Origin of the sequence: Advenella kashmirensis W13003 (genome assembly GCF_000506985.1) — a bacterium.
Classification (GTDB): domain Bacteria; phylum Pseudomonadota; class Gammaproteobacteria; order Burkholderiales; family Burkholderiaceae_B; genus Advenella; species Advenella kashmirensis_A.
Map to the genome: position 1 here is coordinate 1215239 of NZ_KI650979.1, position 25459 is coordinate 1240697.

A 25459-nucleotide genomic window follows, 5' to 3' on the forward strand; every position below is an offset into this window, starting at 1 on the left:
CATACTATGAATACAGTCAGCTTACCTAAATGTACAGATGTCGCCATCATCGGCGCCGGACCGTCGGGTTCGGTGGCCGCCGCTCTTTTGCGCCAGCGCGGCTGGCAGGTGTGCGTGCTTGAACGCCAGCATTTCCCCCGCTTCTCTATCGGGGAAAGTCTGCTGCCCTACTGCATGGAAATTCTGGAAGAAGCCGGCCTGCTGCAGGCAGTCAATGAGGCCGGATTCCAGGTCAAAAACGGCGCCGCCTTTACCTGGGGAGACCGGAACACGACCATTGATTTCCGGGACAAATTTACAGCCGGCCCCGGCACGACCTTCCAGGTGCAGCGCGCGCGCTTTGACCAGATTCTGATCCAGGAAGCGGAAAAAATGGGTGCCGAGGTTCATTTCGGCCACACGGTAAACAATCTGGACTTCACGGACGAACATGCCACCTTGTCAGTCAGCACCGACCAGAATCAGTCCTACACCCTGCAGGCGCGCTTCGTTCTGGATGCCAGTGGCTATGGACGCGTCCTGCCACGCCTGCTGAATCTGGAGCGTCCATCGGCATTCCCGTTGCGAGAGGCCTGGTTCACCCATATACAGGACAACATCAGCGACCCGGATTTCGACCGCGAAAAAATTGTCATCGCAACGCATCCGCGCGATCGCGCCATCTGGATGTGGCTGATTCCATTCAGCCAGGGCAGGTGCTCTATCGGCGTCGTCGGCGAACCAAGCCACCTGGCCATGAACGGACGCGACCCGCTGGTATTTCTGCAAGACATAACCCGCGAAATTCCACTACTGAAGCGGTTGCTGGAAAACGCCATATGGGATACGCCCGTCAATCCCCTGCGAGGCTATTCGGCCAACGTGACATCGCTGCACGGCTCGCGCTATGCGCTGCTGGGCAATGCTGCCGAGTTTCTGGATCCGGTTTTTTCTTCCGGCGTCACCATTGCCATGCACTCGGCAAAACTGGCGACGGCACTCGTGGACAAAACCCTGCACGGACAAACGCCCGACTGGGAGAAGGATTTTGTCCAGGCATTGCGCGTAGGCATCGAAACCTTCAAAACATATGTGAGTGGCTGGTATGACTGTCGCTTCCAGGATGTTATATACTCCACACAAATGAACCAGGACATTCGGCGCATGATTGCCTCTGTTCTGGCAGGATATGCTTGGGATATCAGCAATCCCTTTGTTGAAAAATCGGAAAGGCGCCTGAACGCGTTGGCGGAGATATGTGGTGAAGCACAACTGGATACTTGATGGCAGGCCTGTACGTGCCTGGCTGTGTCTGCTGTTGGCGCTGCTGCTCGCCGGGTGTGCGGCAACGTCGACGCTGCCGCGCCAATATAGCGGACCTGCCCAGGTTCAATCCTGGAAACTGAGTCTGGTAACGGCCTCGGGCCAGACCGAAGACAGCCTGCTTGTCATCCAGCCCGAAGCGCAAAACGCAACCCGCTGGATCCAGACCAATCCGCTGGGCGCGCCGCTGGCCCGTTTGTCGCTGCATGACGGAAGCTGGAGCACCGACGGTTTTTTACCGCCCAATCCCCGCGCCCGCCAGCTGTTTGAAGCGATTATTGCCGCGCAGATGCCGCGTGCACAATGGCCTGCCGCCTATCCGGATACGGTTGTGACGACATCCACCGAAGGCGGCTTCGCTACGTACACATTCAGCCGCCAGGGACGCCTGCTCTGGTCGATCCGGTTGCCGGCGATGACCACTGCGAACTCCGGTACGAGCCATCAGCCATCCACGCACATCGTGCTGCCGGACCACAGCCAATGGCAACTGACTCCAATATCGACACGCACATGAGAAGTTACCTGAGCCAGCCTGCCACTGTCAGTTCCTTGGGGCTGACCTTTGCCGACACCATGCAGGCGCTGTATTCATCATCGGCCTCACCCCTGGCGCCGGAATCTCAATGGGTCAAAGGCAAAACACTGTACACCGGCCGCCCTGCTGCCCCGCCCCCGGCCTTGCCGGCCGACACGCCTGCCCAATTCGATACACATAACAACCGGCTGATGTGGCATGCCGCCAGTCAGCTGGATGAACGTATCCTGCACGCACGCTCGACCTATGGCGGGCAGCGGATCGGCGTAATCATCGGCACGACAACCACCGGCGTTGACGACAACTACCCGGCCTTTGACGCCTTCGCCCGCGAGGGAACATGGAATCGCGATCTCTACCGGCATGAATACCAATTGCTGTCGGCACCCGCCGATTTTCTGGCGCATCATTATGGCCTGAGCGGCCCGGTGTATAGCATTTCAACGGCCTGCACCTCCGGGGCACGGGCCATTATTAGCGCGCACCGGCTGCTGAGCAACGACATTTGCGATGCGGTTATTTGCGGCGGCGTCGATTCGCTGGCCCGCCTGACCATCAACGGCTTCGACTCCCTGCAGGCACTGTCCGCGGGTCTAGCCAATCCATTTTCAGTCAATCGGGATGGGATCAATATCGGCGAAGCCGCCGCGCTGTTTGTCATGACACGCAATGAGCAGGATGGCCTGCCCCTGCTCGGCTATGGCAACAGCGCCGATGCCTGGCATATGTCTTCACCGGATCCCAAGGCAAATGGCGCCATTCTGGCGATTGGCGAAGCACTGAGCCGCGCCGGCGTGCAGCCTGCAGACATTGGCTGGATCAATTTGCATGGCACCGCAACCGAGCTGAACGACAGCATGGAAAGCCTGGCGCTGGCCACCTGCTTTCCCCAAGGGGTGCCCTGCACCAGTACCAAACCGCTCACCGGCCATACCCTGGGTGCTGCGGGAGCGCTGGAAGCGGCGCTGCTGTGGGGCGTCATTGACCGCGGTTTTAATCCGACGGGCGCATTACCCGCGCAGCTCTGGGACGGCCAGGCAGATCCGGCCGTGCCGCCGATCCAGATCACAGACAAGACGTCAAAATGGCAGATGCAGCGCCGCCTGGGCATGAGCCTGTCCTTTGCTTTCGGCGGCAACAATGCCGTCCTGATACTGGGAGAACGCGAATGATGGACACCCCCATTCGACATCTTTCCCCGCTCCTGCCCCATGCCGGCGATATGATTCTGCTGGACGAAATTTGCAGCTATTCCGACGATCGCCTGCAGGCCGTGACCCGCATCGGGCCGGATCACCTGTTTCTGGATGAAAACGGGCAATTGCCCATGTGGGTTTCTGTGGAAATCATGGCGCAGGCCATCGCGGCGCTGGCCGGATGTCATGCGCATGATGCCGGCGAACCCGTCAAGCTCGGCTTTCTGCTGGGCAGTCGCCACGTTGATATTCTACGACCCAGTGTTGCCCAGGGCAGCCTGCTGCGCGTCGACGTTACGGCCTCAACACGCGACCAGGCCAGCGGCTTCGGCGTTTTCGACTGCGTACTCAGCCTGCTCAACGACACTTGTGATGATTCGCAAGACGAGGGGCAGGGCGAGCCCCTGGTCAATGCCCGGCTCAGCGTGTTCAGTCCACCCGATCTCGACCACTACCTGCAGGAGCAGACGACATGACAGCCCCTCGTGTTCTTGTGACCGGCTCCAGTCGGGGCATCGGCAAAGCCATCGCCCTGGAACTGGCGCAGGCCGGTTACGACATCACACTCCATTGCCACAGCCGGCGCGATGATGCGCTGCAGGTGGCCGACCAGATCCAGGCCCTGGGTCGCCACGCCGACCTGCTTCAGTTCGACGTTTCCGATCGCCAGGCCTGCCGGCAGGCATTACAGGAATACCTGGACAAAAACGACGCCTTTTACGGCGTGGTGCTCAATGCCGGCCTGACCCGTGACAACGCCTTTCCGGCTTTTACCGACGAAGACTGGGATCTGGTGCTGGATACCAATCTGGGCGGATTCTACAATGTCCTGCATCCGCTGATCATGCCCATGATTCGCCGGCGCAAACCAGGCCGCATTGTGTGCATGGCTTCCGTTTCGGGGCTGATCGGCAATCGCGGCCAGGTCAATTACAGCGCCTCCAAGGCGGGCGTGATCGGCGCGGCCAAGGCCCTGGCCGTGGAACTGGCAAAGCGTCGCATCACCGTCAACTGCGTGGCGCCCGGCCTGATCGACACCGATATGCTGAACGAACAGGTACCCGTCGACGAGATTCTCAAAATGATTCCCGCCCAGCGCGCGGGCCAGGCTGAAGAGGTGGCGGCCGCCGTTGCCTTTCTGATGTCGGAAAAAGCCGGCTACATTACCCGCCAGGTCCTGGCCGTCAATGGAGGGTTGTGCTAATGAAACGCGTCGTTGTGACCGGGATGGGCGGGGTGACCGCATTGGGCAATACCTGGCCGCAAATCCGCCAGGCCTTTTCCCGCGGGCGCAGTGCCGTACGCACCATGCCGGAATGGGATCGCCACACTGAACTGAATACCCGGCTGGCCGCCCCCATTATTGACTATCGCCATCCGGCACACTGGCAGCGCAAGCAGTTGCGCAGTCTGGGCAGGGTCTCGCAACTGTGCGTCGATGCGGCCGAACGCGCGCTCACCGACGCAGGGCTGCTTGGCGACCCGCGTATCCAGTCCGGCGCCATGGGCGTGGCCTGCGGTTCATCTACCGGTAGCACCGAGGATGTCAGAGCACTGGCCAGCCTGATCATGCATGGCGAATCACAGGGCGTCAGCGCCAATACGTATGTGCGCATGATGCCCCATACCACCGCAGCCAACGTCGGCATTTTCTTTGGCCTGAAGGGACGCATTATTCCCACCTCCAGCGCCTGCACCTCGGGCAGCCAGGGCATCGGCTACGCATACGAGGCAATCAAATACGGCCTGATCCCCATGATGCTGGCCGGCGGGGGCGAAGAGCTATGCCCCAGCGAAGCCTATGTGTTTGATTCCCTGTATGCCACCAGTCAGCGTAACCAGGCCCCCCACACCTCGCCACGCCCCTACGATCAGGACCGCGACGGGCTGGTCATTGGCGAGGGTGCCGGCATGTTCGTACTGGAAGAGCGCGATCATGCCCTGGCGCGCGGCGCACGACTTTATGCAGAAATCGTGGGCTTTGGCAGCAATTCGGACGGCGCCCATATTACACGCCCGCAATCCGACACCATGCAGCGAGCCATGGCTCTGGCCATTGAAGATGCAGGCATTCACGCCGACCAGATCGGCTATGTCAACGGCCACGGCACGGCGACCGAACAGGGGGATATTGCCGAATCCCACGCAACGGCAGCCCTGTTCGGCAATCGCATCGCCATCAGTTCACAGAAAAGCTTCCTGGGACATACGCTGGGCGCCTGCGGGGCCCTGGAGTCCTGGTTTTCCATTGCCATGATGCACGATCGCTCATTTGCGCCAACGCTGAATCTGGAACGGGTGGATTCGCGTTGCGCCGAACTGGATTATCTGCAGCATGACTGGCGCACCATCGACACCGACTATGTCATGAATAATAATTTTGCGTTTGGCGGCATCAACACCTCGCTTGTTTTTCGCAAGCCCGATTAACGAGGAGCGTCATCGGGCAGCGCTTGCCTGTCCGTCGGGCAGACCTGGCGGCGGTTCTGAGAAACAGCGCGCTAAGGCATTTTACGCTATTGATTTTGCTGGCGATGAAATCGCAGACGGCCTCAAAGGGTGACGGGCGATTCCGGGTAAAAACAGACCGCTTGCGCGAGCGTCAACGGACGCGTATGTCCCGGCACGGCCTGCCTGGCGACGATGCCCGCCGACGCAGAATCGTGCTGTGCCGCGCCCACGAGCGGCGCTGCGCCCTGCTTGCCGGCCAGGCCCTGCCCTGGCCATACCACCGCCATCATCCAGTCGTCATCAATCATGGCCGACAGACCGCACCACGGCCCGTTTCCGAGCCCGACCAGTTGCCATCCGCGAACGGGCATCGGCGTTACGTTTTGCCTGTCTGCCTGCCGACCAGGCAAAACCTGATCCATGTTGTCAGGCAGGCCCGCAAGGCGGGACGCGATCCCTGCGCTCACTGTCGCGCACACCGAGCCGCGTCTGATGCCAACCTTGAACATATCGGCCGGAAAATCGCCGCCCGCCGCCTTGACCAGGGCTTCCTTGAGCGTCCACAATCGGTAAAAGAGGCGCGTTCGGCACTGCCCTTGCAGACAGCGCAATAAGGCCAGTTCCTGCTCATCCGACACCAGTTCCGCCAGCGCCAGTTCGTCGACCGACTTCATTCTTTCCAGATCCACGCCGATCTGTGCATGAATACTTGAAGCCGCCCACAGGGCATGCCCATCGCTATGAGACAGATTGGAGGAACGATATGGGATTAATAATCGACGCTGCAGGGCGCGGCTCACTCGCCACTCATGCGCGTTACGCCCGGCCAGCCGGGCAGTTTCGCGCGCACGATCCCCCGCAGTGAGCGCCTGCGGATCATATTCCGCCTGCAAGGCAGGACCGGCAAACCAAAGCTGCATTGGTGCCGGCGAACCGGAATCGGAAACGAAAAACGGCATGAATACGCAACTGGAGTTTAATAAGACTCTATTTTACGCATTCATGCCGTCCACAGGACATTTGTCAAAAGATTAAGTGCAATCCCGTGACGCATTGACCTGTTATCTGCGGTTCACCTGCGACGGAATCATCGTCCATTCACCGCCGGTTCCGTTTAAGTCAGCGGACCCGATCAATGCAACAGATCAGTCAACCGGCTCATCAAGGCAATGCCGCAACCGGTTCGTCTGCCCGCGCAATCTGTCCGATGCCCAGATAGGAGAACAAGTCCTTGGGATCGGCCAGCTCGGGAACCAGGGAGATCGGCTGCATCAGATCAAGCTTACGGGCGACATCGCGCATGTAGACCAGGGCCGAAAAGTCTTCCAGGGCAAAGCCCACGGAATCGAACAGCGTGATCTGCTCGTCGGTTTCGCGACCCTTGGCCTGCCCCTGGAATACCTGCCACAAATGGCTGACGGGGAAATCTGCAGCGACATTCTGCAGTTCGCCTTCCACACGGGTCTGCGGTTCAAACTCGACAAAGACTGTTGCCATATCCAGAATGGCCGGATCCAGTTCCGTTTTGCCCGGGCAATCGCCCCCGACCGCATTGATATGCATGCCCGGTTTGATCATGTCCGGCGTGAGGATATGGGCACGTGAATATTCCGCAGTCACGGTCGTCACGATGTCTGCCCCCTGCACTGCCTGAGCCACGCTGTCGGCGATCTCGACTTTCATACCGGTGTGACGCAAGTTGTCAGCCAGTTTCTGGGACGCGCTACGATCCAGATCGTAAACGGCCAGTTCCTGGATGCCCAGCACGTAATGAAAGGCCAGCGCCTGGAACTCGCTCTGGCAGCCATTGCCGATCAGGGCCATGCGACGGCTGTTGCTGCGGGCCAGATACTTGGCGGCCAGGGCCGACATGGCGGCCGTACGCAATGCTGTCGTCAGCGTCAGTTCACACAGCACATCGGGTTTGCCGGTGCTGTTGTCCACCAGCGCACCGAAGGCCAGCACTGTTGACAACCCGTCCTTGGGGTTGTGAGGATGACAGTTGACATATTTGAATGAATAGTTCTGCTTGTCGGCTATGGGCATCAGTTCCATCACCCCGTCCTGGACATACTTGGCGACACGTGCCGACTTATCAAATTCGTCCCAGCGCAGATAGTCGGCGAAAATATAGTTCATCACGCCTTCGATGGTCTGCTTCATGCCCTGTTGCTGCACAATGCGGGCGACATCCTGGGGACGAATCAGCCCGGTGCTCAGATTTGATTGGTTCAGATTGCTCATGCTTATCTCCATCTGGATGTGCAGGCGCCATTGGCGGTTTCTTCAGTCCTTATCGGCGCATTTCCCTGCGCGCTTGCACCCTGGGGCCTCTCCTTTCAGCCCCCGACCAGCCACCCGAATTACGAAATGACCGTTAAAGCCATCGTTTCGGCAATGTGGCCGGTTGCCCGAAAAAAGACGCGCCTGCCGTACTGGCGCTGCACATATGTTGCTCAAAATTTTGTACTTTTAGTTTGCCGTATTCTGCTGGCAAAGCATATCGGCAATTCTGTACACTTTTAGGCGTTAATTTGCCATAATGGCAATAAAAATTATCGAAATGATGAAAATGGACTCAACAGACCAATCCCTTATTTCCCTGCTACGACAGAACGCACGCTACGCAGTGGCCGATCTGGCCAAAAAACTCGGACTGTCACGCGGCACGGTACGCAACCGCATGCTGCGGCTCGAAGACAGTGGTGTGATTGTCGGCTATACGGTGCAATTGCGCCCGGACACGCAGATCCAGACGATCCGCGCGTGGATGAGTATCGCTATCGAAGGCAATATGAGTCGTCAGGTGATCGCCAGCCTGCTCGGCGAACCCTGCATTGTGGCCCTGCACGACACCAATGGGCGCTGGGACCTGCTGGCCGAGCTGGAAGCGGCGTCGCTGGCCGATCTTGGGCAGGCGCTGGAACGCATCCGGCTCATCCGCAACATCAGCAACTCTGAAACCAGTATCCACCTGAAAAGTTACCGCTAGTGCGAACCTCAGGGCAGTCCTATGAAGGCAGTGTCGGCGAATAGGCGTGCCAGGCCGTCAAAGACTGAATTGCCGCGCCAATCCGCAACAATCGGCGTTCGTCACCGGGCTTGCCCACCAGTTGTACGCTGACGGGCATATTGCCTGGATCGAACCCGGCGGGCAGTGCCAGCGCGCACGTGCCGGTCCAGTTGGCCAGGCGCGTAAAGAATCCCGGACTCGCGGTTTCATCAATCTCGCTCAATAGCGGCGCAACCGCTGGTACCGAAGGCAGCATAAACGCGTCCTTGTCGACCATCCATCGCTGCCATACGAGTGCGGCTTCCCGTTGAGTTCCAAGCAAATCCTGGAACTGGCTCTCACTCACATGCCGCCCGGCCAGAATCCGTCGGCGTATGAACGGATCCATGGGCAACGCTGCATCCAGAGCCTCGTTGCCATGCAGATGCCAGCCGCAAGCCGCCATCAACAGGTTAGTTTGCTCTACGACACTGGCAACGGACAGGGGAAGCGGCTCCCGCACAATACGCGCCCCCGCCATCTCGGCCATTCGCAGCATGTCGCGCAGCCCCAGCCGGACCGAGCGCTGCACGTCAATCTCGTACTGTTCATCAGGTACCGCGCACAATATCATGCCGTCCAGGCCATCACTCTCATCGGATAAACCATAACAGGACGCATCCGATCCGCTGTCCGGGTCGCTGGTCAGCGCCTGGTACACGATCGCTGCGTCATCAGCGGTGTGGGTAATCGGCCCGACACTATCCAAAACCGGGGCCAGCGGCATGACCCCACTGGTGTCAATCCGCCCAGCCGTCATCTTCAAACCGGTCAGACTGCAGAAAGCAGCCGGAATACGCACGGAGCCCCCGGTATCGGTACCAATGGCACACGGGGCAAGGCCCGCCGCCACGGCAACGGCGGAACCGCTGGACGAACCACCCGGCGCACGGGCGCGATGACTGTCCCATGGATTGCGCGGCGTGCCCTTATGCGTATTGGTGCCCCAGCCGCCAAAGGCAAATTCGACCGTATGCGTTTTGCCGATCACAATGGCGCCATGCGCCTGCAGACGCCGCACCAGTGCTGCTGTCTCCTTACAGGCCTGCCCCGCTTGCAAAGCTGAACCCTGTGTCGTCACGGCCCCGGCCACGTCGATCATATCCTTGATCGCAATCGGAATGCCGTCAAGCGGACCCAGCGTCTGGCCCGCCCTGCGCCGGACATCTGACGCCTGCGCATCCCGAATGGCCTGCTCGCGAAACACCGTCACAAACGCATTGAGCGTGGGGTTCAATTGATCGATACGCTTGAGAAAAAACGTCGTGAGCAATTCGGCCGTTACACTCTGCGTATCCAGGTAGCCGGCCAGCCTGGCGATGGTATTAAATGCGTAATGTTCCATAATGTCTGCCTGAGTCGCCCTGTTCAAATCATCAAATCCTGCAGCAATTTCCGTGCCATCGTCCTTTCCCAGTGTAAGCCAATCACCTGCAGCCGACAGTCAATTTCACTTGTCATGCGCATGGCTGAGCGGTTACGCGTATATTCGTTTATATTCTTCTCATCGGCCCGATCGTTCAGCTTAATGTCATCTTCGTGGCATGCTGCGTGATTGCGGCCTGCCTTCGGGCATCATATCAGTGCCTGTTTGTTGTCATCGGGTGCGTCTTTGTCATTGAACCAAGGAGATTTGCATGAAACCAGCCATTCGCCCAATAGCACAGTTACCACTCTCTTTCTCTGCCTCGGTCAAAATGCTCTCACCCGTGCGTCCGCTGTCTCAGGCTTGCCTGGCAGCGATGCTGGCAACGATAAGTATCGCCAGCCTGGTGCACGCTCCCGCAGCGCGCGCCGATACGGTCATGTCGCCCGGTGAAAAAACGCCGGTGGCAAAAAATATTGCAACTGAAACCCTTCTGGAAGGACTGGACCACCCGTGGTCCATGGCCTTTCTGCCGGACAATGGCGGCATGCTCATTACTGAACGCAGCGGCGCGCTCAATTTCTGGAAACCCGGTAATGACAAACCCGCGCCAATCAATGGCACGCCGCAGGTCTGGGCTCAGGGCCAGGGCGGCTTGCTGGACGTGGTGCTGGCACCCGACTTTGCCACAAGCCGCCATATCTACCTGAGTTACGCTGAAGAAGGCAAGGACGGCAAAGCGGGTACCGCCGTGGGCTTCGGCACGCTCTCGGCAGACAACACCACACTCGCCGACTTTAAAGTTGTCTTCCGCCAGGAGCCCAAACTGTCGACCGGCAATCATTTCGGCTCGCGTATCATTTTTGATCGCAAGGGCTATATGTTTATCGCCCTGGGTGAAAACAACCAGCGGCCGACCTCGCAAGACCTGGACAAACTGCAGGGCAAGATCGTCCGACTGTTCCCCGACGGCCGCATTCCCCAGGACAATCCCTTTGTCGGTAAACAGGGCGTGCGCCCTGAAATCTGGTCATATGGGCATCGCAATCAACAGGGCGCGGCGCTCAACCCCTGGAGCGGTGCATTATGGACCAACGAACACGGTCCGCGCGGCGGCGATGAAGTCAATATCCCGGAGCCCGGCAAAAATTACGGCTGGCCCCTGGCCACTTACGGTATCAACTACTCCGGCCTGCCGATTCCCGAAGCCAAGGGCACCGACGGCCCCGGCCTGACTCAGCCCATTTATGCGTGGAAAGTGTCGCCCGCCATCAGCGGTATGGCGTTCTACGATAGCGATCGCTTTGCTTCGTGGAAGCATTCAGTGTTTATTGGCGCCCTGTCGCAGAAACGACTGCTCAACCTGAAGGTCGACGGCAACACCCTGAAGGATGAGCAGGTCATTTTCGAAGGAGAACGCATTCGTGATGTGAAGGTCGGGCCAGACGGCTATGTGTATGTGCTGACCGATGACAGTAATGGCAAGCTTATCCGGCTGGGCCAGAAAAACTGACACGGTTCGAACTCATTCAGACTAACTTTACTCTGAGCAACTTAATGCAGACCGGCGCAATTCAAAACTGCTACAGGTGACCTTCTCATGCGGTGTCGGCCGTAACGCAGCCCCCGTCAGCCCACCGCACAAGTTCAGCGTTAGCCGGCCAGAGACAGCGCTTAATCCGCCTAAAACAAGGCCCGCTCACATTTGCAATGTGGCGGGCTTTGGTCGGCCGGGTCGCTGAGAGTGGTTCATCAATAACCAATATCCACCCGATCAGCGCCCATCAGGCGCTGGCGATCAATACAGGACGCGGGCCTTGATCGTGCCCGGAATGGCCTTGAGCTGATCCAGTGCGTTATCCACTTCCGGCGTTTCTACGTCAATGACCACGTAGCCATTCTGGGGATCGGTCTGCAGATACTGCCCCACAATGTTGACGCCTTCCTTCTGGAACACCTGGTTGATGGCCGTCAGTACGCCTGGACGGTTCTCATGGATATGCAGGAAGCGGCGGGCTGCCCTGTTTTCCGGCAAGGACACTTCAGGGAAATTGACCGCAGACAGCGTAGAGCCATTGTCGGAATATTTCACCAGCTTGCTGGCTACTTCGATCCCGATGTTTTCCTGCGCTTCGGAGGTCGAGCCGCCGATATGCGGGGTCAGGATCACGTTATCGAATTTGCGCAACGGTGACACGAATTCTTCGTTGTTGGATTTCGGCTCGGACGGGAAAACATCAATGGCGGCGCCGGCCAGGCGTTTTTCTTCCAGAGCCTGCGCCAATGCCTCGATGTCCACCACCGTGCCGCGCGATGCGTTGATCAGATGCGCACCCACTTTCATTTGAGCAATGCGTTCTGCGCTCATCAGATTTTTGGTGCTGTCGTTTTCCGGCACGTGCAGTGAAACCACATCTGAAATATTCAGCAGCTCAGAGAGCGAATTGATGGCACGTGCATTGCCCAGTGGCAGCTTGCTTTCCACGTCGTAGAAATAAATTTCCATACCCAGCGCTTCGGCCAGCACGGACAATTGAGTGCCGATATGACCGTAACCGATAATACCCAGCTTCTTGCCGCGCACTTCGTGGCTGCCCACGGCCGATTTCACCCATTCGCCCCGGTGCACTTCCGCGTTGGCCGCCGGAATGCGGCGCATCAGCAGAATCAGTTCCGCGAGCACCAGCTCGGCAACAGAGCGGGTATTGGAAAACGGTGCGTTAAAGACAGGGATACCCAGGCGCTTGGCCGCCTGCAGGTCCACCTGATTGGTGCCGATACAGAAACAGCCGACGCCAACCAGTTTCTTGGCCGATTGCAACACATCCGCGGTCAATTGGGTGCGCGAGCGAATCCCCACGAAATGCGCATCTGCAACCGCCTCAATGAGCTGATTGCCTTCCAGCGCTTTCTTGTGATAGTCAATATTGGTGTAGCCCGATGCGTGCAATACGTCCAGCGCATTCTGATGAACGCCTTCGAGCAATACAATTTTAATTTTATTCTTATCGAGTGACACTTTTTCCATGGGTTTCTTCGCTTGTGCAGTTTGGGTGTGGGAGGAGATCAATTGTATCGAAATGCGCTGGTGGCGTCTTGCAAAGCCAGCGCACCATTCAAATGTAGCGCGTCCTTTCTTAAACCAAGGTAAATTTTCTCATATCTGCGTGAATTGTCTGCATAGAAAAAGCGCCCTGCATTCACGATACAGGGCGCTTTGAGCCCGGCCGAGGCCGGGATGACATCTGAAATACCTTCGCTTATTCGGCTGCAGGCGGTTCTTCGTCGTTGTTGGTACCCAACGGTGCAAACACATTGTCCAGCGTGACCGGCGCAGATTCCTCGAAAGGATTCTCCTGGGCACGTACGGCAGCGCGTTCGGCACGTTCGTTTTCCTCTTTGGCCTTGCGGGCCTGATGGAAAGACAAACCGGTACCGGCAGGGATCAGACGGCCCACGATCACGTTTTCTTTCAGACCACGCAGTTCATCACGTTTACCCATGATGGCCGCTTCGGTCAGCACCCGAGTGGTTTCCTGGAAGGAAGCCGCAGAGATGAACGAATCGGTAGACAGAGATGCCTTGGTAATACCCAGCAGAATGTTCTCGTAGGTTGCCGGGATTTTGCCCTCGGCCACCACGCGATCATTCTCATTGAGCAGTTCGGCACGCTCAACCTGTTCGCCCGTAATGAACGCCGCATCACCTGCATCCACGATGTTCACACGACGCAGCATCTGACGAACGATCACTTCAATGTGCTTGTCATTGATCTTCACGCCCTGCAGACGGTACACGTCCTGAACTTCGTCAACAATGTAGGTCGCCAGCTTCTCGATCCCCTTGAGACGCAGAATATCATGCGGATCAGCCGGGCCGTCCACAATCATCTCGCCCTGGTTGACCACCTGACCGTCGTGTACCAGCACCTGTTTCTCTTTCGGAATCAGGAACTCATGCACGGTACCGTCGGTTTCGGTAATGACCAGACGCTGTTTACCCTTCGTGTCCTTACCAAACGACACCGTCCCTGTGACGTCTGCCAGCATGCCGGCGTCTTTCGGAGAACGGGCTTCGAACAGTTCGGCCACACGCGGCAGACCCCCGGTAATATCGCGGGTCTTCTGCGACTCCTGCGGAATCCGGGCCAGAATTTCACCGATATTGACCTGTTGACCATCACGCACGGTAATCAGTGCGCCAACCGGGAATGAAATATTCACGGAGTGGTCGGTACCGGCAATTTTCACCTCTTCGCCGGCCTCGTTGGTCAGCTTGATCTGAGGGCGCATCAGCGTTTTACCGCCACGTGTCTTCGGTGTAATCACCACCAGCGTAGACAGACCGGTTACTTCATCAACCTGCTTGGCCACGGTCTGACCTTCCTCGATATTCTCGAAGCGAACGGCGCCCGAGTATTCGGACACAATCGGACGAGTCAGCGGATCCCATGATGCCAGACGGGTACCGGCTTTCACGTTATCGCCGTCGCCCACCAGTACAGTCGCACCGTAAGGAATTTTATGACGTTCACGTTCACGGTTGCTATCGTCGAAAATGACGATTTCGCCGGAACGGGAAATAGCCACACGCTCACCTTTGGCGTTGGTCACGTAGCGCATGGAACCGGCAAAACCGACCGTACCGGCAGATTTGGTTTCAACCGAAGAAGCCATGGCTGCACGCGAAGCCGCACCACCAATGTGGAAGGTACGCATCGTCAGCTGTGTACCAGGTTCACCGATAGACTGCGCAGCGATCACACCAACCGCTTCACCGGTACTGACCATATTGCCGCGACCCAGGTCACGTCCATAGCAGTGCGCGCAAAGACCATGACGGGTTTCGCAGGTCAGCGGCGTGCGGATCTTAACTTCATCCACGCCAATGCGGTCGATCAGTTCAACGGCATCCTCATCCAGCAGTGTGCCCGCGGCAATCGCGGTTTCCTGTGTATCAGGATTGACGATATCGGCAGCCGCAACACGACCCAGAATACGGTCGTGCAATGGTTCGATAACCTCACCACCCTCAACCAGGGCTTTCATCAGATAGCCGTTGGTTGTGCCGCAATCGGTTTCGGTGATGACCAGATCCTGGGTCACGTCCACCAGACGCCGCGTCAGGTAACCGGAGTTGGCCGTTTTCAGCGCCGTATCGGCCAGACCTTTACGGGCGCCGTGCGTTGAAATAAAGTACTGCAGAACGTTCAGGCCTTCGCGGAAGTTGGCGGTAATCGGCGTTTCAATGATCGAGCCATCAGGCTTGGCCATCAGACCACGCATACCGGCCAGCTGACGAATCTGTGCTGCGGAACCCCGGGCACCGGAGTCGGCCATCATATAAATGGAGTTGAACGATTCCTGGCGGGCATTTTCGCCCAGACGGGTCACAACCGGCTCAGTCGCCAGTTGCTCCATCATGGCCTTGCCCACTTTATCACCGGCCTTGCCCCAGATGTCCACAACGTTGTTATACCGCTCCTGCGACGTCACCAGACCAGACGAATACTGCTTGTCGATCTCTTTGACTTCGTTGCTGGCCTGCGTCAGGATTTCGTCCTTCACAGTGGGAATAACCATATCGCCCATGGCAATTGAAATACCAGCACGTGTAGCCAGGCGGAAACCGGACTGCATCAGCTTGTCGGCAAAAATCACCGTATCGCGCAGACCGCAGCGGCGGAAAGACTGGTTGATCAGCCGTGAAATTTCTTTCTTTTTCAGGGCGCGGTTCAGCACGCTGAACGGCAGTCCCTTGGGCAGAATTTCAGACAGGATCGCACGACCCACCGTCGTTTCAAACCGGCGCAACACAGGCTGCCACTCGCCCTGATCGTCTTTTTCGTATTCGTTCAGACGCACAGTCACGCGTGACTGCAATTCGACTTCACGATTGTCATAAGCACGGATCAGCTCGGCCAGATCGGCAAAGAACAAGCCTTCGCCTTTTCCATTGATACGCTCACGGGTCGTGTAATACAGACCCAGCACGATATCCTGTGATGGCACGATAGAGGGCTCGCCACTGGCCGGGAACAATACGTTATTGGACGCCAGCATCAACGTGCGGGCCTCCAGCTGCGCTTCCAGCGACAGGGGTACGTGAACCGCCATCTGGTCACCGTCGAAGTCGGCGTTAAAGGCTGCACACACCAGTGGGTGCAGCTGAATCGCTTTACCTTCGATCAGAACCGGCTCGAACGCCTGAATACCCAGACGGTGCAGGGTTGGTGCACGGTTGAGCATCACAGGATGTTCGCGAATGACTTCTTCCAGAATATCCCAGACCACAGGTTCGTGGGCTTCAACCAGTTTTTTCGCAGCCTTGATCGTCGTGGCCAGACCCATGATTTCAAGACGGTTGAAAATAAACGGCTTGAACAGTTCCAGCGCCATCAGCTTGGGCAGACCGCATTGATGCAGTTTGAGCTGAGGACCCACCACGATCACGGAACGACCGGAGTAGTCCACGCGTTTACCCAGCAGGTTCTGACGGAAGCGACCGCTCTTACCCTTGATCATATCGGCCAGAGACTTGAGCTGGCGCTTGTTGGCGCCGGTCATGGCCTTGCCGCGACGACCGTTATCCAGCAATGAGTCAACCGATTCCTGCAGCATGCGTTTTTCGTTGCGCAGAATGATGTCCGGTGCCTTCAGTTCGATCAGGCGTTTCAGACGGTTGTTACGGTTGATCACGCGGCGATACAGATCATTCAGGTCAGAGGTCGCGAAGCGGCCGCCGTCCAGCGGCACCAGCGGACGCAGGTCCGGTGGCAGCACGGGCAGCACTTCCATGACCATCCAGTCCGGCTTGATGCCGGATTTCTGGAAGCCTTCAATCACTTTCAGACGCTTGGAGATCTTTTTGATCTTGGCATCGGAACTGGTTGCCTTCAATTCGGCGCGCAAAGACTCTGCTTCACGATCGATGTCGATCGTGCGCAGCAGCTCACGCACGGCTTCCGCACCCATCAGGGCCGTGAAGTCGTCGCCGTACTCTTCGGTCTTGGCCAGGAAATCGTCGTCGGACATGATCTGCCCGCGCTTGAGCGGGGTCATGCCGGGCTCAATCACGCACCAGGCTTCGAAATACAGCACACGCTCGATGTCGCGCAGGGTCATGTCCAGCACCATGCCCAGACGGGATGGCAGGCTTTTCAGGAACCAGATATGCGCAACGGGGCTGGCCAGTTCAATGTGACCCATGCGTTCACGACGCACTTTGGTCACGGTGACTTCGACGCCGCATTTTTCGCAGATCACGCCGCGATGCTTCAGGCGTTTGTATTTACCGCAAAGGCATTCGTAATCCTTGATCGGGCCAAAGATTTTGGCGCAGAACAGACCATCACGTTCCGGCTTGAATGTCCGATAGTTGATGGTTTCTGGCTTTTTGACTTCGCCATAGGACCATGAACGGATTTTCTCAGGTGAAGCAATCCCGATCTTGATGGCATCGAACTGCTCATCCTGGGAAATCTGTTTGAATAAACCTAATAATCCCTTCATTCTTTACGCTCCAAATCCATGTCCAGTGACAGAGAACGAATCTCTTTCACCAGCACGTTGAACGACTCAGGCATACCTGCGTCGATGACGTGATCGCCCTTCACAATGTTCTCATACACTTTGGTACGTCCGGCAATGTCATCCGATTTAACGGTCAGCATTTCCTGCAGCGTATACGAAGCACCATAGGCCTCAAGTGCCCACACCTCCATCTCACCGAAACGCTGGCCACCGAACTGGGCTTTACCACCCAACGGCTGCTGCGTTACAAGAGAATACGGACCAGTAGAACGTGCATGCATCTTGTCGTCGACCAGGTGATGCAGTTTCAGGTAATGCATATAGCCGATCGTAACAGGACGCTCAAAGCGCTCGCCCGTACGGCCATCGAACAGGTAAGCCTGGGTGCGAGAGTCGGTCAGTTGCAGACGTTCTTTCACATCATCAGGATAAGCCAGTTCCAGCATGCTGGTAATCTCTTCCTCGGTGGCGCCGTCAAAGACAGGCGTTGCCAGCGGCACACCGTTTTTCAGATTACGCGCCATCTCGATGACTTCTTCATCGCTCAGTGTGTCGATTTGAGCCTTGGCACCCGTGGTGTTGTACACCTTGTTCAGGTACTCGCGAATCTGTCCGACCTGAACCGAACGCTCATCTTTCATGAGGTCGGCAATACGATAGCCTACGCCCTTGGCAGCCCATCCCAAATGCACTTCCAGCACCTGACCCACGTTCATCCGTGACGGCACACCCAGCGGGTTCAGCACGATGTCGGCAGGGGTACCATCAGCCATGTGAGGCATATCTTCAACAGGCGTAATACGAGAGACCACACCCTTGTTACCGTGACGACCGGCCATTTTGTCACCTGGCTGCAGACGACGTTTCACGGCCAGATAGACCTTGATCATCTTCAGCACGCCGGGTGGCAGCTCATCGCCCTGGGTCAGTTTCTTGCGCTTCTCTTCGAAGGCCAGATCAAACTCGTGACGTTTCTGCTCAACCGATTCCTTGGTCTGCTCCAGCGCAACCGCCGCGCTTTCGTCAGACAGGCGGATATCGAACCAGTGCCAGCGTTCCACGCCGTCCAGGTATTCCGAAGTAATCTCGGCGCCCTTGGGCAGACGGTTCGGACCCCCGTTGACTGTTTTGCCGATCAGCAGCTTGCGGATACGATCAAACGTGTCGTTTTCCACAATACGCAGCTGGTCATTCAGATCCTGGCGATAACGGCTCAGTTCATCATTGATGATGGACTCGGCGCGTTTATCACGCTGTACGCCTTCACGGGTAAAGACCTGAACGTCAATAACCGTACCGACCATGCCGGATGGCACGCGCAGCGAGGTGTCTTTCACGTCGGAGGCTTTTTCACCGAAAATCGCACGCAGCAGTTTTTCTTCCGGCGTCAGCTGGGTCTCGCCTTTTGGCGTGACTTTACCGACCAGTACGTCATCGGCACGCACTTCCGCACCAATATGCACAATACCAGACTCGTCAAGACGGTTCAGCTGGGCTTCTGCCAGGTTGCTGATGTCGCGCGTGATTTCCTCGTTACCCAGTTTGGTATCGCGGGCCACCACGGTCAGCTCTTCGATGTGGATAGACGTATAACGGTCATCGGCCACCACTTTCTCGGAAATCAGAATCGAATCCTCGAAGTTATAGCCATTCCACGGCATGAACGCGATCAGCATGTTCTGACCCAGTGCCAGTTCGCCCAGATCGGTCGAAGCGCCATCGGCCAGTACGTCGCCACGCGCCACGTGATCACCACGTTTGACGATCGGACGCTGGTTGATGTTGGTGTTCTGGTTGGAACGCGTATATTTGATCAGGTTGTAGATATCCACACCCACTTCGCCGGCCTGGTTTTCGTCGTCATTGACGCGAATCACCACGCGATCGGCGTCCACATGATCAACGATACCGCCCCGCTTGGCCTGCACGGTCGTGCCTGAGTCGACCGCCACGGTACGTTCGATACCCGTACCCACCAGCGGTTTTTCAGGACGCAGACAAGGAACCGCCTGGCGCTGCATGTTGGCGCCCATCAGTGCCCGGTTGGCATCGTCGTGTTCCAGAAACGGAATCAGAGACGCCGCCACGGATACGATCTGGGAAGGCGCCACGTCCATGTAGTGCACGTTTTCCGGTGCGGTCAGCATGGTCTCGCCGGCTTCACGGCAAGCGATCAGGTCATCCTGGAAGCGACCGTCTTCGTCCAGCACCGCGTTGGCCTGGGCGATCACATAGTTGCTTTCCTCGATGGCTGACAGATACTCGATCTGGTCGCTGACTTTGCCGTCGATAATTTTGCGATACGGTGTTTCAAGGAAACCGTAATCGTTCAGACGGGCATACAGCGCCATGGAGTTGATCAGACCAATGTTCGGACCTTCAGGCGTTTCAATCGGACACACGCGGCCGTAATGGGTCGGATGCACGTCCCGCACCTCAAAGCCGGCACGTTCGCGCGTCAGACCACCAGGGCCCAATGCGGAAACACGACGCTTGTGCGTAATTTCAGACAGCGGATTGGTCTGGTCCATGAACTGCGACAGCTGGCTTGAACCGAAGAACTCTTTGATGGCAGCCGAAATCGGCTTGGAGTTGATCAGATCATGCGGCATCAGATTGTCGGCTTCAGCCTGACCCAGACGCTCCTTGACAGCACGTTCAACACGCACCAGTCCGGCGCGGAACTGGTTCTCTGCCAGTTCGCCCACGCAACGCACGCGACGATTACCCAGGTGATCGATATCATCGATCACGCCCTGGCCGTTACGCAGCGACACCAGCACTTTGATGGTTTCCAGAATGTCTTCGTCGGTCAGGGTCATCGGACCGGTGATGTCATCACCACGGCCCAGACGGCTGTTTACCTTCATGCGGCCCACGCGCGACAAATCGTAAGACTCTTCGCTATAGAACAGGCGCTGGAACAGGGCCTCGACCGCTTCTTCGGTTGGCGGCTCGCCAGGACGCATCATGCGGTAAATGGCGACACGCGCAGCCATCTGGTCGGCGGTTTCGTCCGTACGCAATGTCAGTGAAATAAACGCGCCGCGATCCAGTTCATTCGTGAAAATGGTCTGGATTTCATGCACGTTGGCATCACGAATCTTGTCCAGCATGGATTCGGTGATCTCGTCATTGGCATTGGCGATCACTTCACCCGTTTCAACGCTGATCACGTTTTTGGCCAGAACACGACCGATCAGATAATCTTCAGGCACGGAAATGCGTTCGATGCTGGCGTTGGCCAGTTCGCGCAAATGCTTGCTGTTGATTCGCTTGTCTTTTTCGACCAGCACTTTACCGTTCTTGTCGGTGATGTCAAAGCGCGCCACTTCGCCTTTCCAGCGCTCGGGCACCATCTGCATCAATGCGCCTTCGGATTTGATATTGAAATGATCAAATTCGTAGAAATGCGCCAGAATGGTTTCCGGTGTCAGGCCGATCGCCTTGAGCAGAATCGTGACGGGCATCTTGCGGCGACGGTCGATACGGAAGAACAGAACGTCCTTGGGATCGAACTCAAAGTCAAGCCACGAGCCACGGTAAGGAATTACGCGGGCAGAAAACAACAGTTTGCCGGAGCTGTGCGTTTTACCACGATCATGTTCAAAGAACACGCCGGGAGAGCGGTGCAGTTGTGATACGATTACACGCTCGGTACCGTTGATAACGAAAGAACCGGTGTCAGTCATCAGGGGAATTTCACCCATGTAGACTTCCTGTTCCTTGATTTCTTTAACGGTCGGTTTGCTGACTTCGCGGTCCATCAGCACCAGTTTGACTTTGGCGCGCAGCGGCGATGCAAAGGTCAGTCCACGCAACTGACACTCTTTGACATCAAATACCGGCTCGCCCAGCATATAGCTGTCGAACTCCAGCCTCGCCATGCCGTTGTGGCTGACGATGGGGAAAATAGATTTAAACGCGGCCTGCAGACCTTCATCTTTGCGCTTGCTTGAAGAAACCGACTGCTGCAGGAAAGTGCGGTAGGAATGTAATTGTGTTGCTAACAGATAAGGTACATCCTGTACATCTTCGCGTTTAGCGAAGCTTTTACGGATACGCTTTCGTTCTGTATACGAGTAAGGCATGAGCACTCCGACTCGAGAGGGTTGTAAGAATTATGGGTGGGTCCATAATCCATGGGGTTTTACGACTCCACGAAAAACGCCTTTATTCATATTATTCTGCCCCAAAGGCAGTGAAAAGGCCGTCTTTCCTAGAAACGCAAAAACCCGGAGGTGGCTAAAGCCACTCCGGGTATCATCATAAGATGATTACTTGAGTTCAGCTTTAGCGCCGGCGTCTTCAAGTTTTTTCTTCGCTTCTTCAGCTTCAGCTTTGGAAACGCCTTCTTTAACTGGTTTTGGTGCACCGTCAACCAGATCTTTCGCTTCTTTCAGGCCAAGACCTGTCAGTTCGCGAACGGCTTTAATGACGTTCACTTTCTGAGCGCCAGTTTCTGTCAGTACAACTGTGAACTCTGTTTGCTCAGCGGCAGCAGCAGCTTCGCCACCGGCTGCAGGAGCAGCAACAGCCACAGCGGCAGCAGCAGCTGACACGCCAAATTTCTCTTCCATTTCTTTGATCAGCTCAGACAGTTCCAGCACAGTCATGCCGGCGATAGCGTCGAGGATTTCTGCTTTGTTTAAAGCCATTTTAGAACTCCGAATAAATTTAAATAATTGCCAGGGTTTTGTATCGCTTAGTCTTTAAAAAAGAACCAACAGCAGCCTTAAGCAGCTTCTTTCTGGTCGCGCACGGCAGCAAGGCCACGAACGAACTTGGTTGGAACTTCATTAAGCGTACGCACAAATTGTGTAACAGGTGCCTGCATGGTACCCAACAGTTTGGACAGCAGCTCTTCGCGAGAAGGCATGGTGGCCAGGGCTTTAACGCCGTTGGGGTCAAGGAGGCTGCCTGGAAGGGCGCCACCCTTGAGTACGATCTTGTCATTCGTTTTGGCGAATGTAGACAGTACTTTGGATGCAGAAACAGGATCTGCACTGATCGCATAGATCAGCGGACCGGTCAGTTGATCAGACAAGCCTTCGAAAGGCGAGCCGTTGATCGCGCGACGGGCCAGCGTGTTTTTCAGAACACGCAGATAAACACCTGATTCACGTGCAGTTTTGCGCAATACGGTGACAGAAGCAACGTCAATACCACGGTACTCAGCAACAATAATGGATTGTGCATTCGCTACCTGAGCGGATACTTCCTCGATTACTGCCGCTTTCTCATTACGATTGAGACTCACGGTTTGAACACTCCATCTAAAGACGCGGCTGGGAACAGTTCCCAATTGCGTCAACCATATGCGGCGTACCTCTGGTCGAGCTCTGCTAAGAATTCTTCCATGGGACGCCGTCTACGCAGGATCCGGAAAACCTACTCCGGTTTTAAGCTTGCCTGCCTGATCACGGTGTGAAAAGGCCGGCTTGCTCCAGCGGTCTTTGACAGCAATGCCTGATGCACAATCAGGCACAGCCCAAAGTTCTGTTATCAGGCTGCCAGAGAGGCAACCTCGATTTTTGCTCCGCCACCCATGGTGGATGAAACGGCCAGCTTGCGCAGGTAAACGCCTTTTGACGTAGCCGGACGGGCTTTGTTCAAGGCATCAACCAGTGCAGCCAGGTTTGACTGAAGTTTGTCGATGTCGAAAGACGCGCGACCAATGGTCGCGTGAATGATACCGGCCTTGTCGGTACGGTATTGAACCTGACCGGCCTTGGCGTTTTTCACAGCGGTGGCAACGTCTGGCGTCACTGTACCCACTTTAGGGTTAGGCATCAGGCCACGAGGACCCAGGATTTGACCCAGTGTACCGACGATACGCATTGTGTCAGGAGACGCAATCACGATATCAAAGTTGAACTGGCCAGCCTTGATCTGGTCAGCCAGATCTTCCATGCCAACGATATCGGCGCCGGCAGCCTTGGCTGCTTCCGCTTTCTCGCCCTGGGCAAAAACAGCCACACGAACAGATTTACCGGTACCGGCAGGCAACACGACAGAGCCGCGAACCAGCTGGTCGGATTTCTTGGGGTCGATACCCAATTGAACGGCTACGTCGATAGACTCATCGAACTTGGCTGTTGCAGTTTCCTTGACCAGTGTCAGGGCTTCGGCAACAGGGTACAGCTTGTTGCGGTCGATTTTGGAAGCGATAGCTGCCGCGCGTTTTGATACTTTAGCCATTAGTTCACTCCTTCAACCGTGATACCCATGCTGCGGGCACTGCCGGCAATCGTGCGTACTGCAGCGTCCAGATCGGCAGCAGTCAGATCAGGTTCTTTTGTTTTTGCAATTTCTTCAGCCTGGGCACGTGTCAGCGTACCGACTTTGTCGGCGTGCGGACGTGGAGAACCCTTCTGAATACCAGCCGCTTTCTTGATCAGAATCGTGGCCGGTGGCGTTTTCATGATAAATGTGAAAGATTTATCAGCAAACGCGGTAATCACAACAGGAATCGGCAGACCAGGTTCCATGCCCTGAGTCTTGGCATTGAAGGCCTTGCAGAATTCCATGATGTTCAGGCCGCGCTGACCCAGCGCCGGACCGATTGGGGGTGACGGATTGGCTTTTCCTGCAGGTACCTGCAGTTTGATAAAGCCGACGATTTTCTTCGCCATGCTATGCTCCTTACGGGTTCAATCGCGGCGTGATGCCGCTCCCCGGGGTTAATGAAATCGAAATCGGCTGGATCCTGATCAGGTTTTTTCGACCTGACTGAAATCCAGCTCAACAGGGGTAGCGCGACCAAAAATAGTCACATTGACGCGCACCTTGCTTTTCTCGTAGTTAACTTCTTCCACATTGCCATTAAAATCGGCAAACGGACCTTCTTTGACGCGCAGCATTTCGCCCACTTCAAAAAGGATTTTCGGACGGGGTTTCTCAACGCCTTCTTCGATCTGGGAAAGAATCTTTTCGACTTCTTTCTCGGAGATCGGCGCCGGACGGTTACCCGAGCCACCCAGGAATCCGGTCACACGATTCGTGTTTTTGACCAGGTGCCAGGTTTCGTCTGTCAGATCCATCTCAACCAGTACATAACCGGGAAAAATCCGACGTTCGGTGATGGCTTTTTGTCCACCGCGCATTTCGATCACTTCTTCCGAAGGGACCAGAATCCGACCAAATGAGGTCTGCAGGCCAGCCCGCTCGATGCGTTCGAGGAGCGCCTTATGAACACTTTTTTCCATGCCAGAAAAGACATGCACAACGTACCAGCGTTTACTCATCGCCTGTCCCTTAATTCCAGCCTAAAAATACACCGTAAATAACCCACTCAATCAGCTTGTCGATCAGCCACAGGAAAATGGCCATGACAATGACGAAGGCAAATACGATCCCGGTCATCTGGATGGTTTCGGCACGTGTCGGCCAGACCACCCGTTTCAGCTCGGAATAAGCGCCAGTCGCGAAATCTACTGTGCGACGGCCTGACTCGCTGAACCAGAAAATCAACGCAGCAACAACCAGACTACCGACAAACATACCGACGCGCGCATAAATATTCATATCGGAGAAATACGAATATGCAAAAATGCCGGCGGCAATAATAACCACCGCCAGTACGATTTTATACTTGTCTGACGGTGTCGTTACGGTTTCTACACTGCTATTTGACATGTTAAATTGAGCTGTTTACAGCCCCACAAATGGGTGGCAGGGGCAGTAGGAATCGAACCTACAACCTTCGGTTTTGGAGACCGACGCTCTGCCAATTGAGCTATACCCCTGTAAACCTGTCTTCTGCGCGGTTCAGAAGCAGTGGGTAGTGCATATAGCTATTACACTACCCAGGCACCGCGTTGTACTGCGTACTGCGATGTAACTATACTTACTTCGTGATTTTAGCAACCACGCCGGCGCCGACGGTACGGCCACCTTCGCGAATCGCAAAACGCAGACCTTCTTCCATCGCGATCGGCGCGATCAGTTCCACGTCCATGGACACGTTATCGCCTGGCAGAACCATTTCCTTGTCCTCTGGCAGCTTGATCGTACCCGTTA

General features: G+C 56.3%; 21 protein-coding genes and 1 tRNA gene. 8 read left to right on the forward strand and 14 right to left on the reverse strand.

Annotated features, from left to right (window positions below; translation table 11 throughout):
• Nucleotides 1-6 precede the first annotated feature (6 nt).
• The 6 genes from W822_RS29730 to W822_RS29750 are packed head-to-tail and all read left to right on the forward strand — an operon-like array spanning nt 7 to nt 5466.
• Nucleotides 7-1263 carry an NAD(P)/FAD-dependent oxidoreductase gene (locus W822_RS29730; protein WP_031242246.1) on the forward strand — a complete coding sequence of 419 codons (1257 nt, stop codon included), beginning with the start codon at nt 7-9 and terminating at the stop codon, nt 1261-1263.
• The gene (locus W822_RS45790; protein WP_024004214.1) at nt 1241-1819 is read left to right on the forward strand and encodes a DUF3261 domain-containing protein; all 579 of its coding nucleotides are present in this window, start codon (nt 1241-1243) and stop codon (nt 1817-1819) included. Before W822_RS29730 ends, W822_RS45790 begins: the two co-directional genes overlap by 23 nt.
• Complete coding sequence (locus W822_RS29735) at nt 1786-3012, forward strand: beta-ketoacyl-ACP synthase (RefSeq protein ID WP_253272235.1); 1227 nt, start codon at nt 1786-1788, stop codon at nt 3010-3012. Before W822_RS45790 ends, W822_RS29735 begins: the two co-directional genes overlap by 34 nt.
• Nucleotides 3009-3512, forward strand: a complete 504-nt coding sequence (locus tag W822_RS29740) for a hotdog family protein (RefSeq protein ID WP_024004216.1) — start codon at nt 3009-3011, stop codon at nt 3510-3512. The genes W822_RS29735 and W822_RS29740 overlap by 4 nt, the downstream gene beginning before the upstream one ends.
• Nucleotides 3509-4240: a 3-oxoacyl-ACP reductase FabG gene (fabG, locus tag W822_RS29745; RefSeq protein ID WP_024004217.1), complete on the forward strand. Its 732-nt coding sequence runs from the start codon at nt 3509-3511 to the stop codon at nt 4238-4240. Before W822_RS29740 ends, fabG begins: the two co-directional genes overlap by 4 nt.
• On the forward strand, nt 4240-5466 hold the full coding sequence (locus W822_RS29750; RefSeq protein WP_024004218.1) for a beta-ketoacyl-ACP synthase: 1227 nt from the start codon (nt 4240-4242) through the stop codon (nt 5464-5466). The genes fabG and W822_RS29750 overlap by 1 nt, the downstream gene beginning before the upstream one ends.
• Nucleotides 5467-5588: 122 nt before the next feature.
• Here the strand turns inward: W822_RS29750 and W822_RS45795 are convergent, their stop codons facing one another.
• Together W822_RS45795 and W822_RS29760 are read right to left on the reverse strand one after the other, a co-directional pair.
• Nucleotides 5589-6407 carry a 4'-phosphopantetheinyl transferase family protein gene (locus W822_RS45795; protein ID WP_172642766.1) on the reverse strand — a complete coding sequence of 273 codons (819 nt, stop codon included), beginning with the start codon at nt 6405-6407 and terminating at the stop codon, nt 5589-5591.
• Between the two features lie 241 nt (nt 6408-6648).
• Entirely contained in the window at nt 6649-7731 is a 1083-nt protein-coding gene (locus tag W822_RS29760; protein WP_024004220.1) for an ornithine cyclodeaminase, read from the reverse strand.
• A gap of 328 nt (nt 7732-8059) precedes the next feature.
• Between W822_RS29760 and W822_RS29765 the strand changes: the two genes are divergently transcribed.
• On the forward strand, nt 8060-8479 hold the full coding sequence (locus W822_RS29765; protein WP_024004222.1) for an Lrp/AsnC family transcriptional regulator: 420 nt from the start codon (nt 8060-8062) through the stop codon (nt 8477-8479).
• A gap of 19 nt (nt 8480-8498) precedes the next feature.
• Here W822_RS29765 and W822_RS29770 read toward each other — a convergent pair whose 3' ends face one another.
• On the reverse strand, nt 8499-9911 hold the full coding sequence (locus W822_RS29770) for an amidase (protein ID WP_155848085.1): 1413 nt from the start codon (nt 9909-9911) through the stop codon (nt 8499-8501).
• Nucleotides 9912-10236: 325 nt separating this feature from the next.
• Here W822_RS29770 and W822_RS29775 point away from each other — a divergent pair, with 325 nt between their 5' ends.
• On the forward strand, nt 10237-11418 hold the full coding sequence (locus W822_RS29775; RefSeq protein ID WP_031242250.1) for a PQQ-dependent sugar dehydrogenase: 1182 nt from the start codon (nt 10237-10239) through the stop codon (nt 11416-11418).
• A gap of 285 nt (nt 11419-11703) precedes the next feature.
• On the opposite strand, the gene serA is transcribed toward W822_RS29775, so the two are convergent.
• From serA to W822_RS46600, 11 genes are all read right to left on the reverse strand, one after another.
• Complete coding sequence (serA, locus tag W822_RS29780; protein ID WP_024004225.1) at nt 11704-12933, reverse strand: phosphoglycerate dehydrogenase; 1230 nt, start codon at nt 12931-12933, stop codon at nt 11704-11706.
• Between the two features lie 232 nt (nt 12934-13165).
• Entirely contained in the window at nt 13166-17416 is a 4251-nt protein-coding gene (rpoC, locus tag W822_RS29785) for a DNA-directed RNA polymerase subunit beta' (RefSeq protein WP_024004226.1), read from the reverse strand.
• Complete coding sequence (rpoB, locus tag W822_RS29790; RefSeq protein ID WP_024004227.1) at nt 17413-21528, reverse strand: DNA-directed RNA polymerase subunit beta; 4116 nt, start codon at nt 21526-21528, stop codon at nt 17413-17415. Before rpoB ends, rpoC begins: the two co-directional genes overlap by 4 nt.
• A gap of 186 nt (nt 21529-21714) precedes the next feature.
• The gene (gene rplL / locus W822_RS29795) at nt 21715-22095 is read right to left on the reverse strand and encodes a 50S ribosomal protein L7/L12 (RefSeq protein ID WP_014752663.1); all 381 of its coding nucleotides are present in this window, start codon (nt 22093-22095) and stop codon (nt 21715-21717) included.
• A gap of 77 nt (nt 22096-22172) precedes the next feature.
• Nucleotides 22173-22697: a 50S ribosomal protein L10 gene (gene rplJ / locus W822_RS29800; RefSeq protein ID WP_024004228.1), complete on the reverse strand. Its 525-nt coding sequence runs from the start codon at nt 22695-22697 to the stop codon at nt 22173-22175.
• Nucleotides 22698-22942: 245 nt separating this feature from the next.
• Nucleotides 22943-23638 (reverse strand): 50S ribosomal protein L1, encoded by a 696-nt coding sequence (gene rplA, locus W822_RS29805; RefSeq protein WP_024004229.1) that lies wholly within the window; start codon nt 23636-23638, stop codon nt 22943-22945.
• Entirely contained in the window at nt 23638-24072 is a 435-nt protein-coding gene (gene rplK / locus W822_RS29810; RefSeq protein ID WP_024004230.1) for a 50S ribosomal protein L11, read from the reverse strand. The genes rplA and rplK overlap by 1 nt, the downstream gene beginning before the upstream one ends.
• 78 nt (nt 24073-24150) lie before the next feature.
• Nucleotides 24151-24684, reverse strand: coding sequence for a transcription termination/antitermination protein NusG (nusG, locus tag W822_RS29815; RefSeq protein WP_014752667.1), 534 nt, complete (start codon nt 24682-24684; stop codon nt 24151-24153).
• A 10-nt stretch (nt 24685-24694) separates the two neighbouring features.
• A complete protein-coding gene (secE, locus tag W822_RS29820) occupies nt 24695-25075 on the reverse strand; it encodes a preprotein translocase subunit SecE (protein ID WP_024004231.1) in 381 nt (126 codons plus the stop codon).
• Nucleotides 25076-25109: 34 nt separating this feature from the next.
• Nucleotides 25110-25185: transfer RNA gene (locus W822_RS29825), tRNA-Trp, on the reverse strand.
• Nucleotides 25186-25286: 101 nt separating this feature from the next.
• On the reverse strand, nt 25287-25424 hold the full coding sequence (locus W822_RS46600; protein ID WP_437177147.1) for an EF-Tu C-terminal domain-related protein: 138 nt from the start codon (nt 25422-25424) through the stop codon (nt 25287-25289).
• Nucleotides 25425-25459 lie beyond the last annotated feature (35 nt).

What these genes read in the sequence shown, in the direction of transcription:
- W822_RS29730 (WP_031242246.1), top strand. Translation starts at nt 7, where the DNA reads ATGAATACAGTCAGCTTACCTAAATGTACAGATGTCGCCATCATCGGC.
- W822_RS29735 (WP_253272235.1), top strand. Translation starts at nt 1,786, where the DNA reads ATGGCAACTGACTCCAATATCGACACGCACATGAGAAGTTACCTGAGC.
- W822_RS29740 (WP_024004216.1), top strand. Translation starts at nt 3,009, where the DNA reads ATGATGGACACCCCCATTCGACATCTTTCCCCGCTCCTGCCCCATGCC.
- fabG (WP_024004217.1), top strand. Translation starts at nt 3,509, where the DNA reads ATGACAGCCCCTCGTGTTCTTGTGACCGGCTCCAGTCGGGGCATCGGC.
- W822_RS29750 (WP_024004218.1), top strand. Translation starts at nt 4,240, where the DNA reads ATGAAACGCGTCGTTGTGACCGGGATGGGCGGGGTGACCGCATTGGGC.
- W822_RS45795 (WP_172642766.1), bottom strand. Translation starts at nt 6,407, where the DNA reads ATGCAGCTTTGGTTTGCCGGTCCTGCCTTGCAGGCGGAATATGATCCG.
- W822_RS29760 (WP_024004220.1), bottom strand. Translation starts at nt 7,731, where the DNA reads ATGAGCAATCTGAACCAATCAAATCTGAGCACCGGGCTGATTCGTCCC.
- W822_RS29765 (WP_024004222.1), top strand. Translation starts at nt 8,060, where the DNA reads ATGGACTCAACAGACCAATCCCTTATTTCCCTGCTACGACAGAACGCA.
- W822_RS29775 (WP_031242250.1), top strand. Translation starts at nt 10,237, where the DNA reads ATGCTCTCACCCGTGCGTCCGCTGTCTCAGGCTTGCCTGGCAGCGATG.
- serA (WP_024004225.1), bottom strand. Translation starts at nt 12,933, where the DNA reads ATGGAAAAAGTGTCACTCGATAAGAATAAAATTAAAATTGTATTGCTC.
- rpoC (WP_024004226.1), bottom strand. Translation starts at nt 17,416, where the DNA reads ATGAAGGGATTATTAGGTTTATTCAAACAGATTTCCCAGGATGAGCAG.
- rpoB (WP_024004227.1), bottom strand. Translation starts at nt 21,528, where the DNA reads ATGCCTTACTCGTATACAGAACGAAAGCGTATCCGTAAAAGCTTCGCT.
- rplL (WP_014752663.1), bottom strand. Translation starts at nt 22,095, where the DNA reads ATGGCTTTAAACAAAGCAGAAATCCTCGACGCTATCGCCGGCATGACT.
- rplA (WP_024004229.1), bottom strand. Translation starts at nt 23,638, where the DNA reads ATGGCTAAAGTATCAAAACGCGCGGCAGCTATCGCTTCCAAAATCGAC.
- rplK (WP_024004230.1), bottom strand. Translation starts at nt 24,072, where the DNA reads ATGGCGAAGAAAATCGTCGGCTTTATCAAACTGCAGGTACCTGCAGGA.
- nusG (WP_014752667.1), bottom strand. Translation starts at nt 24,684, where the DNA reads ATGAGTAAACGCTGGTACGTTGTGCATGTCTTTTCTGGCATGGAAAAA.
- secE (WP_024004231.1), bottom strand. Translation starts at nt 25,075, where the DNA reads ATGTCAAATAGCAGTGTAGAAACCGTAACGACACCGTCAGACAAGTAT.
- W822_RS46600 (WP_437177147.1), bottom strand. Translation starts at nt 25,424, where the DNA reads ATGGTTCTGCCAGGCGATAACGTGTCCATGGACGTGGAACTGATCGCG.